The organism is Streptomyces sp. NPDC037421, assembly GCF_055602105.1.
Genome location: NZ_JBVJWV010000007.1, coordinates 240,178 through 256,077, shown reverse-complemented (window position 1 = coordinate 256,077; position 15,900 = coordinate 240,178). Strand labels below are relative to the sequence as shown.

Genomic DNA, 15,900 nt, shown 5'->3' with positions numbered 1-15,900 from the left:
GCGGGCGGACGTCAGGAGACCGGGACCGGGACCGGGACCGGGACCGGCACGGGCTCGGTCCGGCGGGCGCCGGCCGCCTCGACGAAGGAGGCCATCACCCGGGTGTCCTTGTCCCGCTCGGGGTGCCACTGGACGCCCAGGACGTAGCGGGAGCGGTCGGGGTCCTCGATCGCCTCCACCGTGCCGTCGTCCGCGTACGCCGAGACGACCAGGCCGCGCCCCACGAGGTCCACGGCCTGGTGGTGGTAGGTCGGGACCTCCGCCTTCTCCGGGACCAGCTCCGCGTAGCGGGTGCCGGCCACCGGGTTGACGGGGTGCCAGGAGGTGACGCCCGGGGTGTGGACGTGGCCGTCGATGTGCTGGATCAGCGTTCCGCCCAGGGCCACGTTCAGCGCCTGCATGCCGCGGCAGATGCCCAGCACGGGGAGGTCGGAGTCCAGGGCGGCCCCGATCAGGGCGAGTTCCCACTCGTCGCGGACCCGCGCGGGGGGACCCGTACGGGGGTCGCGCGCGGCCCCGTAGCGCACCGGGTCCACGTCCGGGCCGCCCGAGACGATGAGGCCGTCGAGCCGGCTCAGCACCTCCGCCGCCCGCTCCGGTTCGTCCGGCGGCAGCAGCACGGCCGCGCCGCCCGCCGCCTGGACCAGCTCGTAGTACCCGGAGGGGACGAGGGACGTCGGAAGGTCCCACACGTTGTAACGGGTGGATTCCTCCACGTAGGTGGTGATGCCGATGAGCGGCCTGGGCACGGATTACCTCCAGGATGGTGCCGTATCAAGGGGCGGGACAAGGCTCTCAGTCGCGGGTCAACTCCGCCTCGGCTTCCGCAAGCGCGGCGAACTCTTCTTCAGGTGCCGAGGCCACGAGGTGGTGCCGACTGTAGATCGCGAAGTAGGCGAGGGCGACGGCGTACACGGCGAGTGCGATCAGTGCCGCGTCCTTGTCCACCAGGAAGGTGGCGACGAGGGCCGAAAGGGCGAGCACGAAGGCGACGGAGGAGGTCAGGACCCCTCCGGGGGTGCGGTACGGCCGGTCCAGGCCGGGCTCGCGGCGGCGCAGCACGATGTGGGACAGGGCCATCAGGGCGTACGAGATCGTCGCGCCGAACACCGCGATGTTCAGCATCCGCGCACCGTTGCCGGTGGCCGCCGCGAGGGCGAATCCCATGGCGCCCGGAATCACCAGTCCGAGGTACGGGGCCTTGCGCTCGGAGGTGAGTGAAAGGAAGCGCGGCAGGTAGCCGGCCCGGGAGAGGGCGAAGAGCTGGCGGGAGCCGGCGTAGATGAGGGAGAAGAAGGAGGCGACCAGCCCGGCGAGTCCGGCGTAGTTGACGAAGCGGCTGAGCGCGGTCGGCCCGCCGTCCCCCTCCAGGGCGACGACGAGGGGGTTGCCCGCGGTCTTGACGGCGTCGGCGCCCTGGGCGCCGGTGGCGGCGAAGAAGGTGATCAGGGCGAGCAGGGCGAGGATGCCCATGGAGATGGCGAGCGCCTTCGGCATGGAACGGACCGGGTCCTTGGCCTCCTCGGCGGCCAGCGGCACGCCCTCGACGCCGAGGAAGAACCACATGCCGAAGGGGAAGGCGGCCCAGATGCCGAGGACCCCGAAGGGCAGCCAGGAGCTCGACCCGAAGGCGCTGGTGTCGACGGCGATGTCGTCCAGGGAGCCCGCGTCGAACTCGGTGAGGGCGCCGAGCGCGAAGATCAGCAGCGCGGCCACCGCCACGGCGGTGACGACGAGGCTGAAGCGCAGCGCCTCGCCCACGCCCCACAGGTGCACGCCGATGAAGATGACGAAGCAGCCGAGGTAGACCGGCCAGCTGGAGGTCAGCCCGAACAGGCCCAGTGATTCGACGTAGTCGCCGATGAAGATGACGATGGCCGCCGGGGCCAGGATGTACTCGATGAGGATGGCGGTGCCGGTGAGGAAGCCGCCCCAGGGGCCGAGGGCGCGGCGGGCGAAGCCGTAGCCGCCGCCCGCCGTCGGCAGGATCGTCGACAGTTCGGCGAGGGAGAAGACGAGGCAGGCGTACATGGCGCCCATGAGGACGGTGGCGATGGCCAGGCCGCCGAAACCGCCCTTGTCCAGGCCCACGTTCCAGCCGGAGAAGTCGCCGGAGACGACGTACGCGACGCCGAGCCCGGTCAGCAGCAGCCAGCCGGCGCTGCCGCGGCGCAGGGTCCGGCGCTCCAGGTACTCGGCGTCGGCGTCGCCCTTCGCGGCGGGTGGTGCGGATACGGGCACGGGTGCGATGTCGTCGGCCATGTGCGCTCCTGCCTAGGGCAATGGTTGTGAGGCGTACCTTTGCGTCAAGGGTGGGGAGCGCGCAAGACCCCTGCGTTAAACAGCGGTTACGAAAACCTCCCCGCCCCCGCCGTCACCACCCGCCCCCGGAGCCCCGCCCGCCCCGCCCGCCTCAGGCCAGGAACCCGCGCAGCAGGGCCGCCGTCCCGCAGCAGTGCTCGCGCATCACCGCCCGGGCCCCCTCGGCGTCCCGCTCCAGCACCGCCTCCACCAGGGCCGTGTGCTGCTGCTGCGAGTGCTCCAGGTTGCGCACCAGCAGCGGGATGCAGTCCAGCAGGTCGTTCACGGTCGCCCGGACGGCCGCGTACTGGGCCGTCAGCGTGGCGGAGCCGGCCAGTTCGCACAGCGCGAGGTGGAAGAGGGTGTCCTGGCGGCGGTACTCGGAGAGCGGGGCGTCGTGGGTGGCCGCCAGCGCGGCCAGCAGCCGCCCGGCCTCCTCCCCGGACAGCCCCTGCGAGGCGCACAGCCCGGCCGCGCCCACCTCCAGCACCTCGCGGAAGCGCAGCACGTCCTCGATGTCCACCCCCGCCACGCGCCGCCGCAGCTCCTCCTCGGTGCCGCCGGCCGGGGTGTCGGGGCGGGCCAGGACGAACGTTCCGCCGTACCGGCCGCGCCGGGCCTCCACCAGGCCCTGGTCCTGCAGCACCTTGAGCACCTCGCGCAGGGTGACCCGGCTGATCCCCATCCGCTCCGCCAGCTCCCGCTCGGGCGGAAGCCGTTCCCCGCCCGGCACCAGACCCAGCCGGACGACCTGGAGGATCTGCTCCAGGGCCTCCTCGAAACCGTTGCCCGCCCGCACCTGCCGCAGCACGGGATTCAGCCGCGCGATCGCGCCACCGCCGCTCTCCGTGTCGGTCATCTCGGTTCCTCCCCTTCCCAAGCAATGGTTCTATTCAATACCTTAGGCCTCCTCGGCTCACCGAAGGAGAGATTCCAGTGGTAGACCGCATGCCGCCGCTCGCGCCCGAGGAGCTCCGTGCCCTCGTCGCGAGCGGTGAGATCGACACAGTCGTCCTGGCCTTCCCCGACATGCAGGGACGTCTTCAGGGCAAGCGGTTCGCCGCACAGTTCTTCCTCGACGAGGTCCTCGCCCACGGCACCGAGGGCTGCAACTACCTCCTCGCCGTCGACACCGACATGAACACCGTCGACGGCTACGAGATGTCCTCCTGGGACCGGGGCTACGGCGACTTCGCCATGCACCCCGACACCGCCACCCTGCGCCGCATCCCGTGGAACCCCGGCAGCGCCTTCATCATGGCCGACCTGGCCTGGAACGACCGCTCCCCGGTCGTCGCCGCTCCCCGGCAGATCCTGCGCCGCCAGCTGGAGCGCCTCGGCGAACTCGGCTACACCGCCATGGTCGGCACCGAGCTGGAGTTCATGGTCTTCCAGGACACCTACGAACAGGCCTGGAACACCAACTACCGCGGCCTGACCCCCGCCAACCAGTACAACATCGACTACTCCGTCCTCGGCACCGGCCGCGTCGAGCCCCTCCTGCGCCGCATCCGCAACGAGATGCAGGCCGCCGGCCTGGTCGTCGAGTCCGCCAAGGGCGAGTGCAACCTCGGACAGCACGAGATCGCCTTCCGCTACGACGAGGCGCTCACCACCTGCGACCAGCACGCCGTCTACAAGACCGGCGCCAAGGAGATCGCCGCCCAAGAGGGCGTCTCGCTCACCTTCATGGCCAAGTACGACGAGCGCGAGGGCAACTCCTGCCACATCCACCTCTCGCTCACCGACTCCGACGGACGCAACGCCATGGCCGGCACCGACGGCGACCAGGAACACGGCATGTCCACCGTGATGCGCCACTTCCTGGCCGGCCAGCTGGCCGCACTGCGCGACTTCTCCCTTCTCTACGCCCCGAACATCAACTCGTACAAGCGTTTCCGCCCGGGATCCTTCGCCCCCACCGCGGTCGCCTGGGGCTTCGACAACCGCACCTGCGCCCTGCGCGTCGTCGGCCACGGCCGCTCCACCCGCTTCGAGAACCGCCTCCCCGGCGGCGACGTCAACCCCTACCTCGCCGTCGCGGGCCTGGTCGCGGCGGGCATCTACGGCATCGAGAACCGCCTGGAACTCCCCGAGCCCTGCACCGGCAACGCCTACACCGCCGACTACGCCCACGTCCCCGCCACCCTGCGCGAGGCCGCGGAACTCTGGGAGAACAGCGAGATCGCCAAGGCCGCCTTCGGCCCCGAGGTCGTCGCCCACTACCGCAACATGGCCCGCGTCGAACTCGACGCGTACGACTCCGCGGTCACCGACTGGGAGCTGCGCCGCTCCTTCGAACGCCTGTAAGACCCCACGAACCGAAACCAGAGAGGCACCCACGTGTCCGATGCGCTGGAAGTGTTGAATCCGGCCACCGAGGAAACCGTCGCCGTCGTCCCGGCCGCCACACGGGACGACGTCGACGCCGCCGTCGCCCGGGCCGCCAGGGCCCAGCGCGCCTGGGCGGCGGCACCCCCCGCGGACCGGGCCCGGCTCCTGCGCCGCTTCGCCGCGGTCGTCGACGGACACATCGAGGAACTGGCGCAGCTGGAGGTCCGCGAAGCAGGCCACACCATCGGCAACGCCCGCTGGGAAGCCGGCAACGTCCGCGACCTCCTGGACTTCGCCGCCGGGGGAGTGGAACGCCTCTCCGGCCGCCAGATCCCCGTGGCCGGCGGCATCGACGTCACCTTCCTCGAACCCCTCGGCGTCATCGGCGTGATCGCCCCCTGGAACTTCCCGATGCCGATCGCCGCCTGGGGCCTGGCACCCGCCCTCGCCGCCGGCAACGCCGTCATCCTCAAGCCCGCCGAGACCACCCCCCTCACCGCCCTGCGCCTCGCCGAACTCGCCCTCGAAGCCGGGATCCCCGAACACCTCTTCCAGGTGCTCCCCGGCCACGGAGCGGTCGCCGGCGACGCGCTCGTCGAACACCCCGGCGTCGCGAAGATCGTCTTCACCGGATCCACCCGCGTCGGCAAGCAGATCATGGCCAAGTGCGCCGACCGGGTGAAGCGCGTCACCCTCGAACTCGGCGGCAAGAGCCCCAACATCGTCTTCGCCGACGCCGACCTCGAAGCCGCGGCCGCGGCGGCCCCCATGGCCTTCCTCGACAACACCGGCCAGGACTGCTGCGCCCGCACCCGGATCCTCGTACAGCGCTCCGCCTACGACCGCTTCCTCGAACTCGTCGCCCCCGGCATCGAGTCGGTGGCCGTCGGCGACCCGCTCGACGAGAAGACCCAGATGGGCCCGCTCATCTCCCGCGCCCAGCTCGACCGCGTCCGCTCCTACGTCACCGACGACCTCACCGCCGTCCGCGGCAAGGCCCCCGAGGGACCCGGCTTCTGGTACCCGCCCACCCTCGTCACGGACGTCGACCCCACCGCGCCCGTCGCCGCCGAGGAGGTCTTCGGCCCGGTCGCCGTCATCCTGCCCTTCGAGGACGAGGAGGACGCCGTACGCCTGGCCAACGCGACCGAGTACGGCCTCTCCGGCTCCCTGTGGACCCGGGACGTCGGCCGCGCCCTGCGCGTCTCCCGCGCCGTCCGGGCCGGCAACCTCTCCGTCAACTCCCACAGCAGCGTCCGCTACTGGACCCCCTTCGGCGGATACAAGCAGTCCGGACTCGGCCGCGAGCTCGGACCCGACGCACTCACCGCTTTCACCGAGACCAAGAACGTCTTCATCAGCACGGAGGCCTGAACCCCATGACCGACCGCACCGAAGAGATCGTCTGCCGCCGCCTGGTCGGCCGCACCGCCGTCATCACCGGAGCAGGCAGCGGCATCGGCCTCGCCACCGCCCGCCGCCTCGCCTCCGAGGGCGCCAACGTCGTCTGCGCCGACATCGACCCCGCCGCCGGCAAGGCCGCCGCCGAAGAGGTCGGCGGCACCTTCGTCCAGGTCGACGTCACCGACAAGGAGCAGGTCGACGCCCTCTTCAAGACGGCCTTCGACACCTACGGCTCCGTCGACATCGCCTTCAACAACGCCGGCATCTCGCCCCCGGACGACGACTCCATCCTCACCACCGAGCTCGACGCCTGGCGCCGCGTCCAGGACGTCAACCTCACCTCCGTCTACCTCTGCTGCAAGGCCGCCCTCCCCTACATGCAGCGCCAGGGCCGCGGCTCCATCATCAACACCGCCTCCTTCGTGGCCATCATGGGCGCCGCCACCTCCCAGATCTCCTACACCGCCTCCAAGGGCGGCGTCCTCGCCATGTCCCGCGAACTCGGCGTCCAGTTCGCCCGCGAGGGCATCCGCGTCAACGCCCTCTGCCCGGGACCCGTGAACACCCCGCTGCTCCAGGAGCTGTTCGCCAAGGACCCCGAGCGCGCCGCCCGCCGCCTGGTGCACATCCCGCTCGGCCGGTTCGCCGAACCCACCGAGATCGCCGCCGCCGTCGCCTTCCTCGCCAGCGACGACTCCTCCTTCATCAACGCCACCGACTTCCTGGTCGACGGCGGCATCTCCGGCGCGTACGTCACCCCCCTGTAGACCCCGGGCCCCACACCCCGCACCCCCCACCCGACAGCCGGGCGTCGCACGACGCCCGGCTGTCGTGCTCCACCGTCCGCGACGCCCCCCACAAGGAGTGCCAGTGCCCCGACCCAGCACCAGACGCCGGTTCCAGGCCGCCGGCGCCGCCGCCCTCATCGCCACGGGCGCCCTCGCCGCCGCCGGCCCCGCCCGGGCCGCCCACCCCGCCTGCACCACCCCGAAGCTCGCCGCCGGCTGGTACGGCGACAACCAGGCCCGCCTCCAGCAGCTCATCGACCGGTACGGCAGCTGCGACCCGTACCGCCCAGGCCGCGCCAAGCCCGTCGCCGTCTTCGACTGGGACAACACCGTCGTCAAGAACGACGTCGGCGACGCCACCATGTTCTGGCTCCTGCGCAACGGGAAGATCCGCCAGCCCGCCGGCGGCGACTGGACCACCACCAGCCGCCACCTCACCCCGGCCGCCGCCCGGGCCCTCGCCACCGCCTGCGGCCCCCTCGCCCGCCCCGGTACCCCCCTGCCCACCGGCACCCCCGCCGGCGCCGCCTGCGCCGACGAGATCAACGCCGTCTACGGCACCGCCGCCACGCGTACCGGCACAGCCGCCTTCGCCGGCTGGGACCGCCGCACGACCGAACCCGGCTACGCCTGGCTGGCCCAGCTGACGCAGGGCTGGACCGCCCGCGAGGTACGCGGCTTCGCGGCCGCCGCCCGCACCGAGAACCTCGCCGCGCCCATCGGCACCAAGCAGCAGGTCGGCACCGGCACCGCCACCGGCTGGGTCCGCTACTACGACCAGCAGCGCGACCTGATCGGGAAGCTCCGGCGCGCCGGCTTCGACGTCTGGATCAGCTCCGCGTCCCCGCAGCCCGTCGTCGAGGTCTGGGCCCGGGGCGCCGGCATCGACGCCGACCACGTCATCGGCATACGCAACACCACCCGCGACGGCAGGCTCACCGCCCACCTCCAGGGCTGCGGATCCGTCCCCGACGGCGCCGACACGATGACCACCTACATCGACGGCAAGCGCTGCTGGATCAACAAGGAGATCTTCGGCGTCCGCGGCAAGGCCGCCGAGAAGGTCCAGCCGGCCGCCCGCCGCCAGGTCTTCGCCGCGGGCGACTCCGACACCGACGTCTCCTTCCTGCGCGACGCCACCGCCCTGCGCCTGGTGCTCAACCGCAACAAGAACGAGCTCATGTGCCGCGCCTACGACGACAGCGACGGCAAGTGGATCGTGAACCCGATGTTCATCGAACCGAAGAAGCAGAAGACCGGCCCCTACCCCTGCTCCACCACCGGGTACACCGACCACGACGGCACGCAGGGACCCGTCCGCCGGGGCGACGGCAGCGTCGTCCCCGACCAGACGGACACCGTCTTCTAGAGGAAGGGGCTGGAGGAAGGGGCTAGAGGAAGGTCCGCCCCTCACCCCGGTAGGTCGGAACGGAAGCGGTCACCCGGTCCCCCTCGACCAGGTGCAGGGTGTCGAACCGCTCGCACAGCTCCCCGGCCTTCGCGTGCCGGAACCAGACCCGGTCGCCGATCAGCAGGTCGTCGGCCGGGCTCCCCAGCAGCGGGGTCTGCACCTCGCCCGCACCCTCCTGCGGGTCGTAGCGCAGCCCCGCCGGCAGGTACGGCACCGGCAGCCGGTCGGCGCCCGCCGCCCCCGAGGCCGGATAGCCCCCGCCCAGCACCGTCACCACCCCCACCCCGGGCCGCCGCACCACGGGCTGCGCGAACAGCGCGGCCGGACGCCCCCGGAACGTCGTGTAGTTGTCGAACAGCCGGGGCACGTACAGCCCCGACCCGGCGGCGATCTCCGTCACCGCCCCCTCGGCCGCGGTCTCCGCCACGCTCCCCGTACCGCCGCCGTTGACGAACTCCAGGTCCGGCACCACCGCCCGTACCGCGCGCACCGCCTCCGCCCGCCGCACGGCCAGCTCCTTGCGGGCCGTGCTCTGCATCAGCCGGATCATCCGCGACCGCACCGGCCGCCCGGCCGGCGCGTCCCCGACCCCGGCGACGTGCCCCTCGTAGCCCATCAGGCCGACCACCCGGAACCCCGGACGCGACGCCACCGCCCGCGCCAGCTCCGCCAGCTGCCCGGGCTCCCGCAGCGGCGACCGCCGCGCCCCGACCCGCACCCGCCCCCCGAACAACCACAGGGCGGTGTCCAGTTCCAGGCAGACCCGGACCTCCTCGGCCCCGCCGTCCCGCGCCCGGTCGATCAGCTCCAGCTGCGCCGGGTCGTCCACCATCACGGTGACCGCCCGCGCCAGCTTCGCGTCCCCGGCCAGCTCCGCGAAACCGGCCCGGTCGGCGGACGGATAGGCGAGCAGCACGTCCTCGAACCCGGACCGCGCGAGCCACAACGACTCGGCGAGGGTGTAGGACATGATCCCCGCGAACCCGGGCCGCGCCAGGACCCGTTCGAGCAGCGCCCGGCACCGCACGGACTTGCTGGCCACCCGCACCGGCTTCCCGCCGGCCCGCCGGACGAGGTCGTCGGCGTTGGCGTCGAAGGCGTCCAGGTCCACGATGGCGAGGGGCGCGTCCAGATGCGCGGTCGCCCGGTCGTACCGGGCCCGGTCCGAAGTCATGGGCGGCAGCTTGCCAGACGCTTCTACCGGTGGGTAGGCCCTTGCCCCGGCCGGGCGGTGTGCGGGTGCCGCCGCTGCGCGGGGCGAGGTCCCCTACCCGCCCTTCCACCGTTCCCAGGGGCGCTGCCCCTGACCCCGCGCCTCAAGCGCCGGCGGGGCTGGGAGTGCCGCGGGCTCCGTTGCGCTCAAACACCGCGAGGGCTGGAACTCCGCTGCGCGAAATCCAGCCTCGCCGGCGTTTGGGGCGCGGGGGTCCGGGGGCGGACCCCCAGGACGGGTCCGGGCGCGGCCCGGGGAACGGTGGAAGGGCGGGTAGGGGACGGCCCCGCGCAGCGGTGCGGCCGGCGGGGCCGGCGCCCACCGGGGCCAGGGCCCCGCCGGGGCAACGGCCCCGTAGAGTACGGGCAGGCAGCCGTACGGAACGGGGGGCGGAGCCGCCGCATGACCACGACGACACCACGGACCGAGGTCCTGGACGCCCCCGGCCCGCCGCCGCACCGGCCCCGCCGCCACCCCGTCAGGGTCGTCACGGCCGCGGCGTGCGCCCTCCTCGGCACCGCCCTCCTCGCCAGCGCCGCCGCCACCGCCTGGAGCGACCACCGCGCCGCGCACCGCCCCCTGCCCCCCGGCGCCGCCTACCGCCAGGCCGCCTCGCTGTGGCGGTCGGCCCCCGTGGACAGCCTCCTGCCCCCCGTACTGGACGCCCCCGAAGCCGGCCCCGGCGGCGCCGACCGCAGCTGGACCCGTATCGCCCTCGCGCCCGACGCCGACTGCGCGGCCGCCCTGCCCGCCGACTGGCGGACCGCGCTCGCCGCCACCGGCTGCACCCGCGTGCTCCGCGCCACCTACACCGACGCCACCCGCAGCTCCCTCGTCAGCGTCGGCCTGGTCTTCACCCCCGCCGACGCCGCCGCCATGGCCGCCCTCCGGGGCCGCCTGGGCGTCCCGCCCGCCTACGAGTACGCCGACGCGCGCCGCGCCGCCTGGACGGCGACGGTCTCCGCCGAGGCCCCGGCCGTCGTCTACGCCGTCTCCGCCTTCGCCGACGGCCGTACCGTCGACGCGCCCGTCCCCGCCGAGGAAGCGGTCCGCCAGGGCGCCACCGGGACCGTCGCCGAAGCCGGGCTCGGCCACGACGCCAAGGCCGCCGCCGACCGGGTCGTACAGGCCCTCACCGCCCTCGCCGCCCCGGACGCGGCGCCGGGCGCGGCACCGTCGAAGGGGTCCGCCCGATGAACCCGAACCCCCTCCGCGCCGCAGCCGCCGCCGGCCTCGCCGCCGCCCTCCTCGCCGTGACCGCCGCCCACCCCGCCGCCGCCGACACCATCCGCGACCGGCAGTGGGGACTGCTCGCCCTGCGCGCCGAGGAGGCCTGGGGCACCACCCAGGGCGAGGGGGTCACCGTCGCCGTCCTCGACACCGGCGTGGACGCCACCCACCCCGACCTCACCGGCCAGGTCCTCGACGGCACCGACCTCGTCGGCATGGGTGCCGGCCGCGGCGACCGCGCCTGGGCCCGCCACGGCACCGCGATGGCCAGCATCATCGCGGGCCGGGGCCACGGCCCCGACCGCTCGCAAGGGGTCCTCGGCATCGCGCCCCACGCGAAGATCCTGCCGGTCCGGGTGATCCTGGAGGAGGGCGACCCGGGCCGGAACAAGGCCCGCGACAGCAAGTCCGGCGCCCTCGCCGAGGGCATCCGCTGGGCCGCCGACCACGGCGCAGACGTGATCAACCTCTCGCTCGGCGACGACAGCGACTCCGCGCACCACGAGGCCGCCGAGGACGAGGCCGTCCAGTACGCACTCGGCAAGGGCGTGGTCGTCGTCGCCTCCGCGGGCAACGGCGGCGAACGCGGGGACCACACCTCCTACCCCGCCGCCTACCCCGGCGTCATCGCCGTCGCGGCCGTCGACCGCCAGGGCCGCAAGGCGCCCTTCTCCACCCGCCACTGGTACGCCACCGTCAGCGCCCCCGGCGTCGACGTGGTCATCGCCGACCCCGACCGCTCCTACTACGAGGGCTGGGGCACCAGCGCCGCCGCGGCCTTCGTGTCCGGCGCCGTGGCCCTCGTCAAGGCCGCCCACCCGGGTCTGTCCCCGGCGCAGGTCAAGAAACTGCTGGAGGACACCGCCGCCGAGCGCCCGGCCGGCGGCCGCGACGACGGCCGGGGTCACGGCACGGTCGACGCCGTCGCCGCGCTCCAGGCCGGCTCCGCGCTGCGCCCCGAGGCGCCCGTCCCGGCCGCCGTCCCCGCCGGGCGGCGGTACTTCGGCCCCGGCCCCGAGCAGGCCCGCCCCGGCGGGCGCCGGAAGGTGCCCGGGGTCCCGGCGGCCGCGGCCGGGGGAGCGGCCCTTCTGGTGCTGGCCGCCGTACTGGCCCGGCGCCCGCGCGCCGCACGCCGGGACACGTCGGGATAGGGTCGGTTGATTGTGGCGACCAAGAACATTCCAGACCCCGGTTTCTCCGACGACGACGGCACCGCGGACCCCCGGCTGAGCGCCGCCCTGGCCGCCTGGGCGGCCGACCGGGCGGCCGAACCGCAGCTGCTGGCGGCGCTGAAGGACGCCCGGCTGCTGGTGCCCGTCGTGGCGATGCTCGGCGAGGTCGAGACGGACCCGGAGACCGGCCTCAAGCGCGAGAAGACCAGCGACATGGCCGTGCCCACCCTGACGGCGGGGAACCGGCGGGCGCTGCCCGCCTTCACCTCGATCGCCTCGCTGGCCCTGTGGGACCCGGCGGCCCGCCCGGTGGCGGTCCCGCTGCACCAGGCGCTGGCCGCCGCCGCGCACGAGAAGGCCGACACCGTCGTCATCGACCTGGCGGGCCCCGTCCCGTACCAGCTGACCGGCCCCGCGCTGCTCGCGCTGGCCGAGGGCCGCACGGACGCCGACCCGCTGGCGGACCCCGCCGTGCGCGAGGCGGTACGGGCGGCCGTGGCCGCCGAGCCCGCGGTGCTCCGCGCCCACCTGGGCCGGGGCGGCGCCGACGCGGACGGCACCCTGGCCATCGTGCTCTCCGCCGACGCCGAGCCCGCTCCGGCGGCCCGCCGGGTGGCCGAGGCGCTGGCGGCGGACGAGACCCTGCGGGGCCGGCTCGTACGCGGCCTGGACCTGGCCCTGCTCCCGGCCGGCGGCCCGGTCCCGCCGGGGGACGCGCTCTTCACGCGCTGAGGTCCGTACGCCGGACGTGCCGGAGGGCCGCCCGCGGAACCTCGCGGGCGGCCCTCCGGTGTGAGAGGTGCGCGGAAGCGGAACCGGTCAGGCGTAGACCGGACCCGTGAACTTCTCGCCCGGGCCCTGGCCCGGTTCGTCCTGGACGATCGAGGCCTCGCGGAAGGCCAGCTGGAGCGACTTCAGGCCGTCGCGCAGCGGGGCGGCGTGGAAGGAGCTGATCTCGGTGGCGCTGGCGGTCACCAGGCCGGCCAGGGCGGTGATCAGCTTGCGGGCCTCGTCGAGGTCCTTGTGCTCGGAGTCCGGCTTGTCCAGGCCCAGGTTGACCGCCGCGGCGCTCAGCAGGTGGACGGCCACCGTGGTGATGACCTCGACGGCCGGGACGTCCGCGATGTCGCGGGTCATCTCGTCGTAGTCGGGAGTGGTGGAATCGGAGGGCGTCGCGTCAGTCATGCGCTCCACGATAGGTCGTGCGGCGGCCTTGCAATGCGTGGGGTACTATGTACATCGACCGGCCGGACACATGCGTGCCCGGCCCACAAGTGGAGGCTCCGATCTCCCACCCGACCACCCTCCGGGGAGGCGGGTCATCCGGTCAGGCGGTATCCATCGTTCCGTACGGACGATGGAAAGCCGCCGATCTGCGCCCCGCGGTTCGCACGCGGCGGTGCTCCGGTTGTTTTGGAGCCCCTGCCTGTGCCCGGCGGGGCTTTTTGCATTCTCCGCCGTGGTGAGGTCTGACGACAAAAGACGTCAGCGGTTGTCTGCCAGGCAGCCGTGTGGTGCTACCGAGGAGGATCCATCAGCACCGAGCCCCGCATCAACGATCGGATTCGAGTCCCTGAGGTGCGACTCGTCGGTCCCAGCGGCGAACAGGTGGGCATTGTTCCGCTTGCGAAGGCGCTTGAGCTCGCGCAGGAGTACGACCTGGACCTGGTCGAGGTCGCGGCCTCCGCTCGCCCGCCGGTCTGCAAGCTCATGGACTACGGCAAGTTCAAGTACGAGTCGGCCATGAAGGCCCGTGAGGCGCGCAAGAACCAGGCGCACACGGTCATCAAGGAGATGAAGCTCCGGCCGAAGATCGACCCGCACGACTATGACACCAAGAAGGGTCACGTCGTTCGGTTCCTCAAGCAGGGCGACAAGGTCAAGATCACGATCATGTTCCGTGGTCGCGAGCAGTCCCGGCCGGAACTCGGCTACCGACTGCTGCAGCGTCTCGCTTCGGACGTCGAGGAGCTCGGCTTCATCGAGTCGAACCCGAAGCAGGACGGCCGAAACATGATCATGGTTCTCGGTCCGCACAAGAAGAAGACCGAGGCGATGGCCGAGGCCCGTGAGGCGCAGGCCGCGCGCAAGGCCGAGCGCCAGGGCGGTACCGCCGCCGACGCCGCTCCGGCCGAGGCCGAGGCCGAGGCCGCCGAGGTCGTCGAGGCCGAGGTCGAGGTCGAGGCCGACGGCTCCGCCGAGGCGAACGCCGAGGCCTGATCCCGGGACAGCCCGTTCCGGATCACCCAACAACATGACGCTCCCGCGAGCCGGTCCCCGGACCGGCGGGAGCGCCACCGACGAGGAGATAACGGCGCCATGCCGAAGAACAAGACGCACAGCGGTACCAAGAAGCGCTTCAAGGTCACCGGCTCCGGCAAGGTGCTCCGTGAGCGCGCCGGCAAGCGCCACCTGCTCGAGCACAAGTCGTCCCGCATCACCCGTCGCCTGACCGGCAACGCGGAGATGGCTCCCGGCGACGCCGCGAAGATCAAGAAGCTTCTCGGCATCTGATGTCCTCCGCTCCCCCCGGGGAGCGGGACGTCAAGACCGGGACCCCATCGAATTTCGGGTCGTGTGACCACATCCACGGCCCCGCTACAAGGAGTAAAAAGTGGCACGCGTCAAGCGGGCAGTAAACGCCCACAAGAAGCGCCGGGCGATCCTCGAGGCGGCCTCCGGCTACCGCGGTCAGCGTTCGCGCCTGTACCGCAAGGCCAAGGAGCAGGTCACCCACTCGCTGGTCTACAACTTCAACGACCGCAAGAAGCGCAAGGGCGACTTCCGTCAGCTGTGGATCCAGCGCATCAACGCCGCTGCCCGCCAGAACGGCATGACGTACAACCGCCTCATCCAGGGTCTGAAGGCCGCCAACATCGAGGTGGACCGCAAGATCCTCGCGGAGCTGGCCGTCAACGACGCCAACGCGTTCGCCGCGCTGGTCGAGGTCGCGCAGAAGGCCCTCCCGGCCGACGTCAACGCGCCCAAGGCCGCTGCCTAAGGCCTGGCCGGCCGCGTAAGCAGTCGGCATCCTCGGACCCGCAGGCGATTCGCCTGCGGGTCCGAGTGTTTTCCCCGCACGGCAGAGGTGCCCCCGCACCGCCCGTGCCCGCACCGCTCGCGCCCCGCGCGCCCCGCACCCCGAGAGGGACCGCAGAGACCATGGCCGACCTGGGTCACCACGAGCTGATCTCCCCCCGATCCCCGCGGGTGGCCGCCGCCCGGCGGCTGGCGCGGCGCAACTTCCGCACCAAGGAGCGCCGGTTCATCGCCGAGGGCCCGCAGGCCGTCCGCGAGGCGGTCGAGCACCGGGGGGCCCAGGGCGCGACCCTGATCGAGCTGTTCGCCACCGTCGAGGCCGCCGAGCGCTACGCCGACATCGTCGAGGCCGCGCTGCTGGCCGGGGCCCGGGTGCACTACGCCTCCGACGAGGTGCTCGCGGAGGTCTCGCAGACCGTGACCCCGCAGGGCCTGGTGGGCGTCTGCCACTTCCTGGACTCCCCGTTCGAGGAGATCATCAAGGCCGGGCCCCGCCTGGTCGCCGTCCTCGCCCACGTCCGCGACCCCGGGAACGCCGGCACGGTGCTGCGCTGCGCGGACGCCGCCGGCGCCGACGCCGTGGTGCTGACCGACGCCTCCGTCGACCTGTACAACCCGAAGTCCGTACGGGCCTCAGTGGGCTCCCTCTTCCACCTTCCGGTGGCCGTCGGCGTGCCGGTGGAGCAGGCCGTGGAGGGGCTGCGGGCCGCCGGAGTACGGATCCTCGCCGCCGACGGGGCCGGAGAGGACGACCTGGACGCCGAGCTGGACGCGGGCACCATGGGCGGGCCCTCCGCATGGGTCTTCGGCAACGAGGCCTGGGGCCTGCCCGAGGAGACCCGGGCGCTCGCGGACGCCGTCGTGCGGGTCCCGATCCACGGCAAGGCCGAGAGCCTGAACCTCGCGACGGCCGCCGCCGTGTGCCTCTACGCGTCCGCGCGTGCACAGCGGGCGCCCGGAGGGTGCCGCTCCGTGACCCCCAGCTAGTAATGTGGCCGCCCGGGGGCC

Annotated in this window: 16 protein-coding genes; 11 read left to right on the top strand and 5 right to left on the bottom strand. The window is 73.2% G+C overall.

Annotated elements, in window-relative coordinates; all coding sequences use genetic code 11:
* Positions 1 to 11: 11 nt before the first annotated feature.
* The 3 genes from ACZ7IF_RS13980 to ACZ7IF_RS13970 form a co-directional block, all read right to left on the bottom strand.
* Positions 12 to 749: a gamma-glutamyl-gamma-aminobutyrate hydrolase family protein gene (locus ACZ7IF_RS13980; protein ID WP_470969090.1), complete on the bottom strand. Its 738-nt coding sequence runs from the start codon at positions 747 to 749 to the stop codon at positions 12 to 14.
* 46 nt (positions 750 to 795) lie between these two features.
* Positions 796 to 2,262, bottom strand: a complete 1,467-nt coding sequence (gene eat / locus ACZ7IF_RS13975) for an ethanolamine permease (protein WP_470969083.1) — start codon at positions 2,260 to 2,262, stop codon at positions 796 to 798.
* Between the two features lie 151 nt (positions 2,263 to 2,413).
* Positions 2,414 to 3,160 carry a FadR/GntR family transcriptional regulator gene (locus tag ACZ7IF_RS13970; protein WP_470969076.1) on the bottom strand — a complete coding sequence of 249 codons (747 nt, stop codon included), beginning with the start codon at positions 3,158 to 3,160 and terminating at the stop codon, positions 2,414 to 2,416.
* 77 nt (positions 3,161 to 3,237) lie between these two features.
* Between ACZ7IF_RS13970 and ACZ7IF_RS13965 the strand changes: the two genes are divergently transcribed.
* From ACZ7IF_RS13965 to ACZ7IF_RS13950, 4 genes are all read left to right on the top strand, one after another.
* Entirely contained in the window at positions 3,238 to 4,611 is a 1,374-nt protein-coding gene (locus tag ACZ7IF_RS13965) for a glutamine synthetase family protein (RefSeq protein ID WP_470969069.1), read from the top strand.
* Between the two features lie 33 nt (positions 4,612 to 4,644).
* Entirely contained in the window at positions 4,645 to 6,009 is a 1,365-nt protein-coding gene (locus ACZ7IF_RS13960) for an aldehyde dehydrogenase family protein (RefSeq protein WP_470969062.1), read from the top strand.
* A 5-nt stretch (positions 6,010 to 6,014) separates the two neighbouring features.
* Complete coding sequence (locus tag ACZ7IF_RS13955) at positions 6,015 to 6,806, top strand: 3-oxoacyl-ACP reductase (RefSeq protein WP_470969057.1); 792 nt, start codon at positions 6,015 to 6,017, stop codon at positions 6,804 to 6,806.
* 97 nt (positions 6,807 to 6,903) lie between these two features.
* Positions 6,904 to 8,196 carry a haloacid dehalogenase-like hydrolase gene (locus ACZ7IF_RS13950; protein ID WP_470969051.1) on the top strand — a complete coding sequence of 431 codons (1,293 nt, stop codon included), beginning with the start codon at positions 6,904 to 6,906 and terminating at the stop codon, positions 8,194 to 8,196.
* A gap of 22 nt (positions 8,197 to 8,218) precedes the next feature.
* On the opposite strand, the gene ACZ7IF_RS13945 is transcribed toward ACZ7IF_RS13950, so the two are convergent.
* Complete coding sequence (locus tag ACZ7IF_RS13945) at positions 8,219 to 9,412, bottom strand: amino acid deaminase/aldolase (RefSeq protein WP_470969047.1); 1,194 nt, start codon at positions 9,410 to 9,412, stop codon at positions 8,219 to 8,221.
* A gap of 441 nt (positions 9,413 to 9,853) precedes the next feature.
* On the opposite strand from ACZ7IF_RS13945, the gene ACZ7IF_RS13940 reads away from it, so the two are divergent.
* The 3 genes from ACZ7IF_RS13940 to ACZ7IF_RS13930 are packed head-to-tail and all read left to right on the top strand — an operon-like array spanning position 9,854 to position 12,585.
* Positions 9,854 to 10,648, top strand: a complete 795-nt coding sequence (locus ACZ7IF_RS13940) for a hypothetical protein (protein ID WP_470969041.1) — start codon at positions 9,854 to 9,856, stop codon at positions 10,646 to 10,648.
* Positions 10,645 to 11,832: a type VII secretion-associated serine protease mycosin gene (gene mycP, locus ACZ7IF_RS13935; protein ID WP_470969034.1), complete on the top strand. Its 1,188-nt coding sequence runs from the start codon at positions 10,645 to 10,647 to the stop codon at positions 11,830 to 11,832. Before ACZ7IF_RS13940 ends, mycP begins: the two co-directional genes overlap by 4 nt.
* Before the next feature lie 12 nt (positions 11,833 to 11,844).
* A complete protein-coding gene (locus ACZ7IF_RS13930) occupies positions 11,845 to 12,585 on the top strand; it encodes an SseB family protein (RefSeq protein WP_470969030.1) in 741 nt (246 codons plus the stop codon).
* A gap of 87 nt (positions 12,586 to 12,672) precedes the next feature.
* Here the strand turns inward: ACZ7IF_RS13930 and ACZ7IF_RS13925 are convergent, their stop codons facing one another.
* Positions 12,673 to 13,038 (bottom strand): DUF1844 domain-containing protein, encoded by a 366-nt coding sequence (locus ACZ7IF_RS13925; RefSeq protein ID WP_042800665.1) that lies wholly within the window; start codon positions 13,036 to 13,038, stop codon positions 12,673 to 12,675.
* A 324-nt stretch (positions 13,039 to 13,362) separates the two neighbouring features.
* On the opposite strand from ACZ7IF_RS13925, the gene infC reads away from it, so the two are divergent.
* From infC to ACZ7IF_RS13905, 4 genes are all read left to right on the top strand, one after another.
* The gene (infC, locus tag ACZ7IF_RS13920; protein WP_470969027.1) at positions 13,363 to 14,073 is read left to right on the top strand and encodes a translation initiation factor IF-3; all 711 of its coding nucleotides are present in this window, start codon (positions 13,363 to 13,365) and stop codon (positions 14,071 to 14,073) included.
* A gap of 99 nt (positions 14,074 to 14,172) precedes the next feature.
* Positions 14,173 to 14,367, top strand: a complete 195-nt coding sequence (gene rpmI / locus ACZ7IF_RS13915; RefSeq protein ID WP_007263144.1) for a 50S ribosomal protein L35 — start codon at positions 14,173 to 14,175, stop codon at positions 14,365 to 14,367.
* 100 nt (positions 14,368 to 14,467) lie between these two features.
* The gene (rplT, locus tag ACZ7IF_RS13910) at positions 14,468 to 14,854 is read left to right on the top strand and encodes a 50S ribosomal protein L20 (RefSeq protein WP_007263143.1); all 387 of its coding nucleotides are present in this window, start codon (positions 14,468 to 14,470) and stop codon (positions 14,852 to 14,854) included.
* A 170-nt stretch (positions 14,855 to 15,024) separates the two neighbouring features.
* Entirely contained in the window at positions 15,025 to 15,879 is an 855-nt protein-coding gene (locus ACZ7IF_RS13905) for a TrmH family RNA methyltransferase (protein WP_470969322.1), read from the top strand.
* Positions 15,880 to 15,900: the final 21 nt, after the last annotated feature.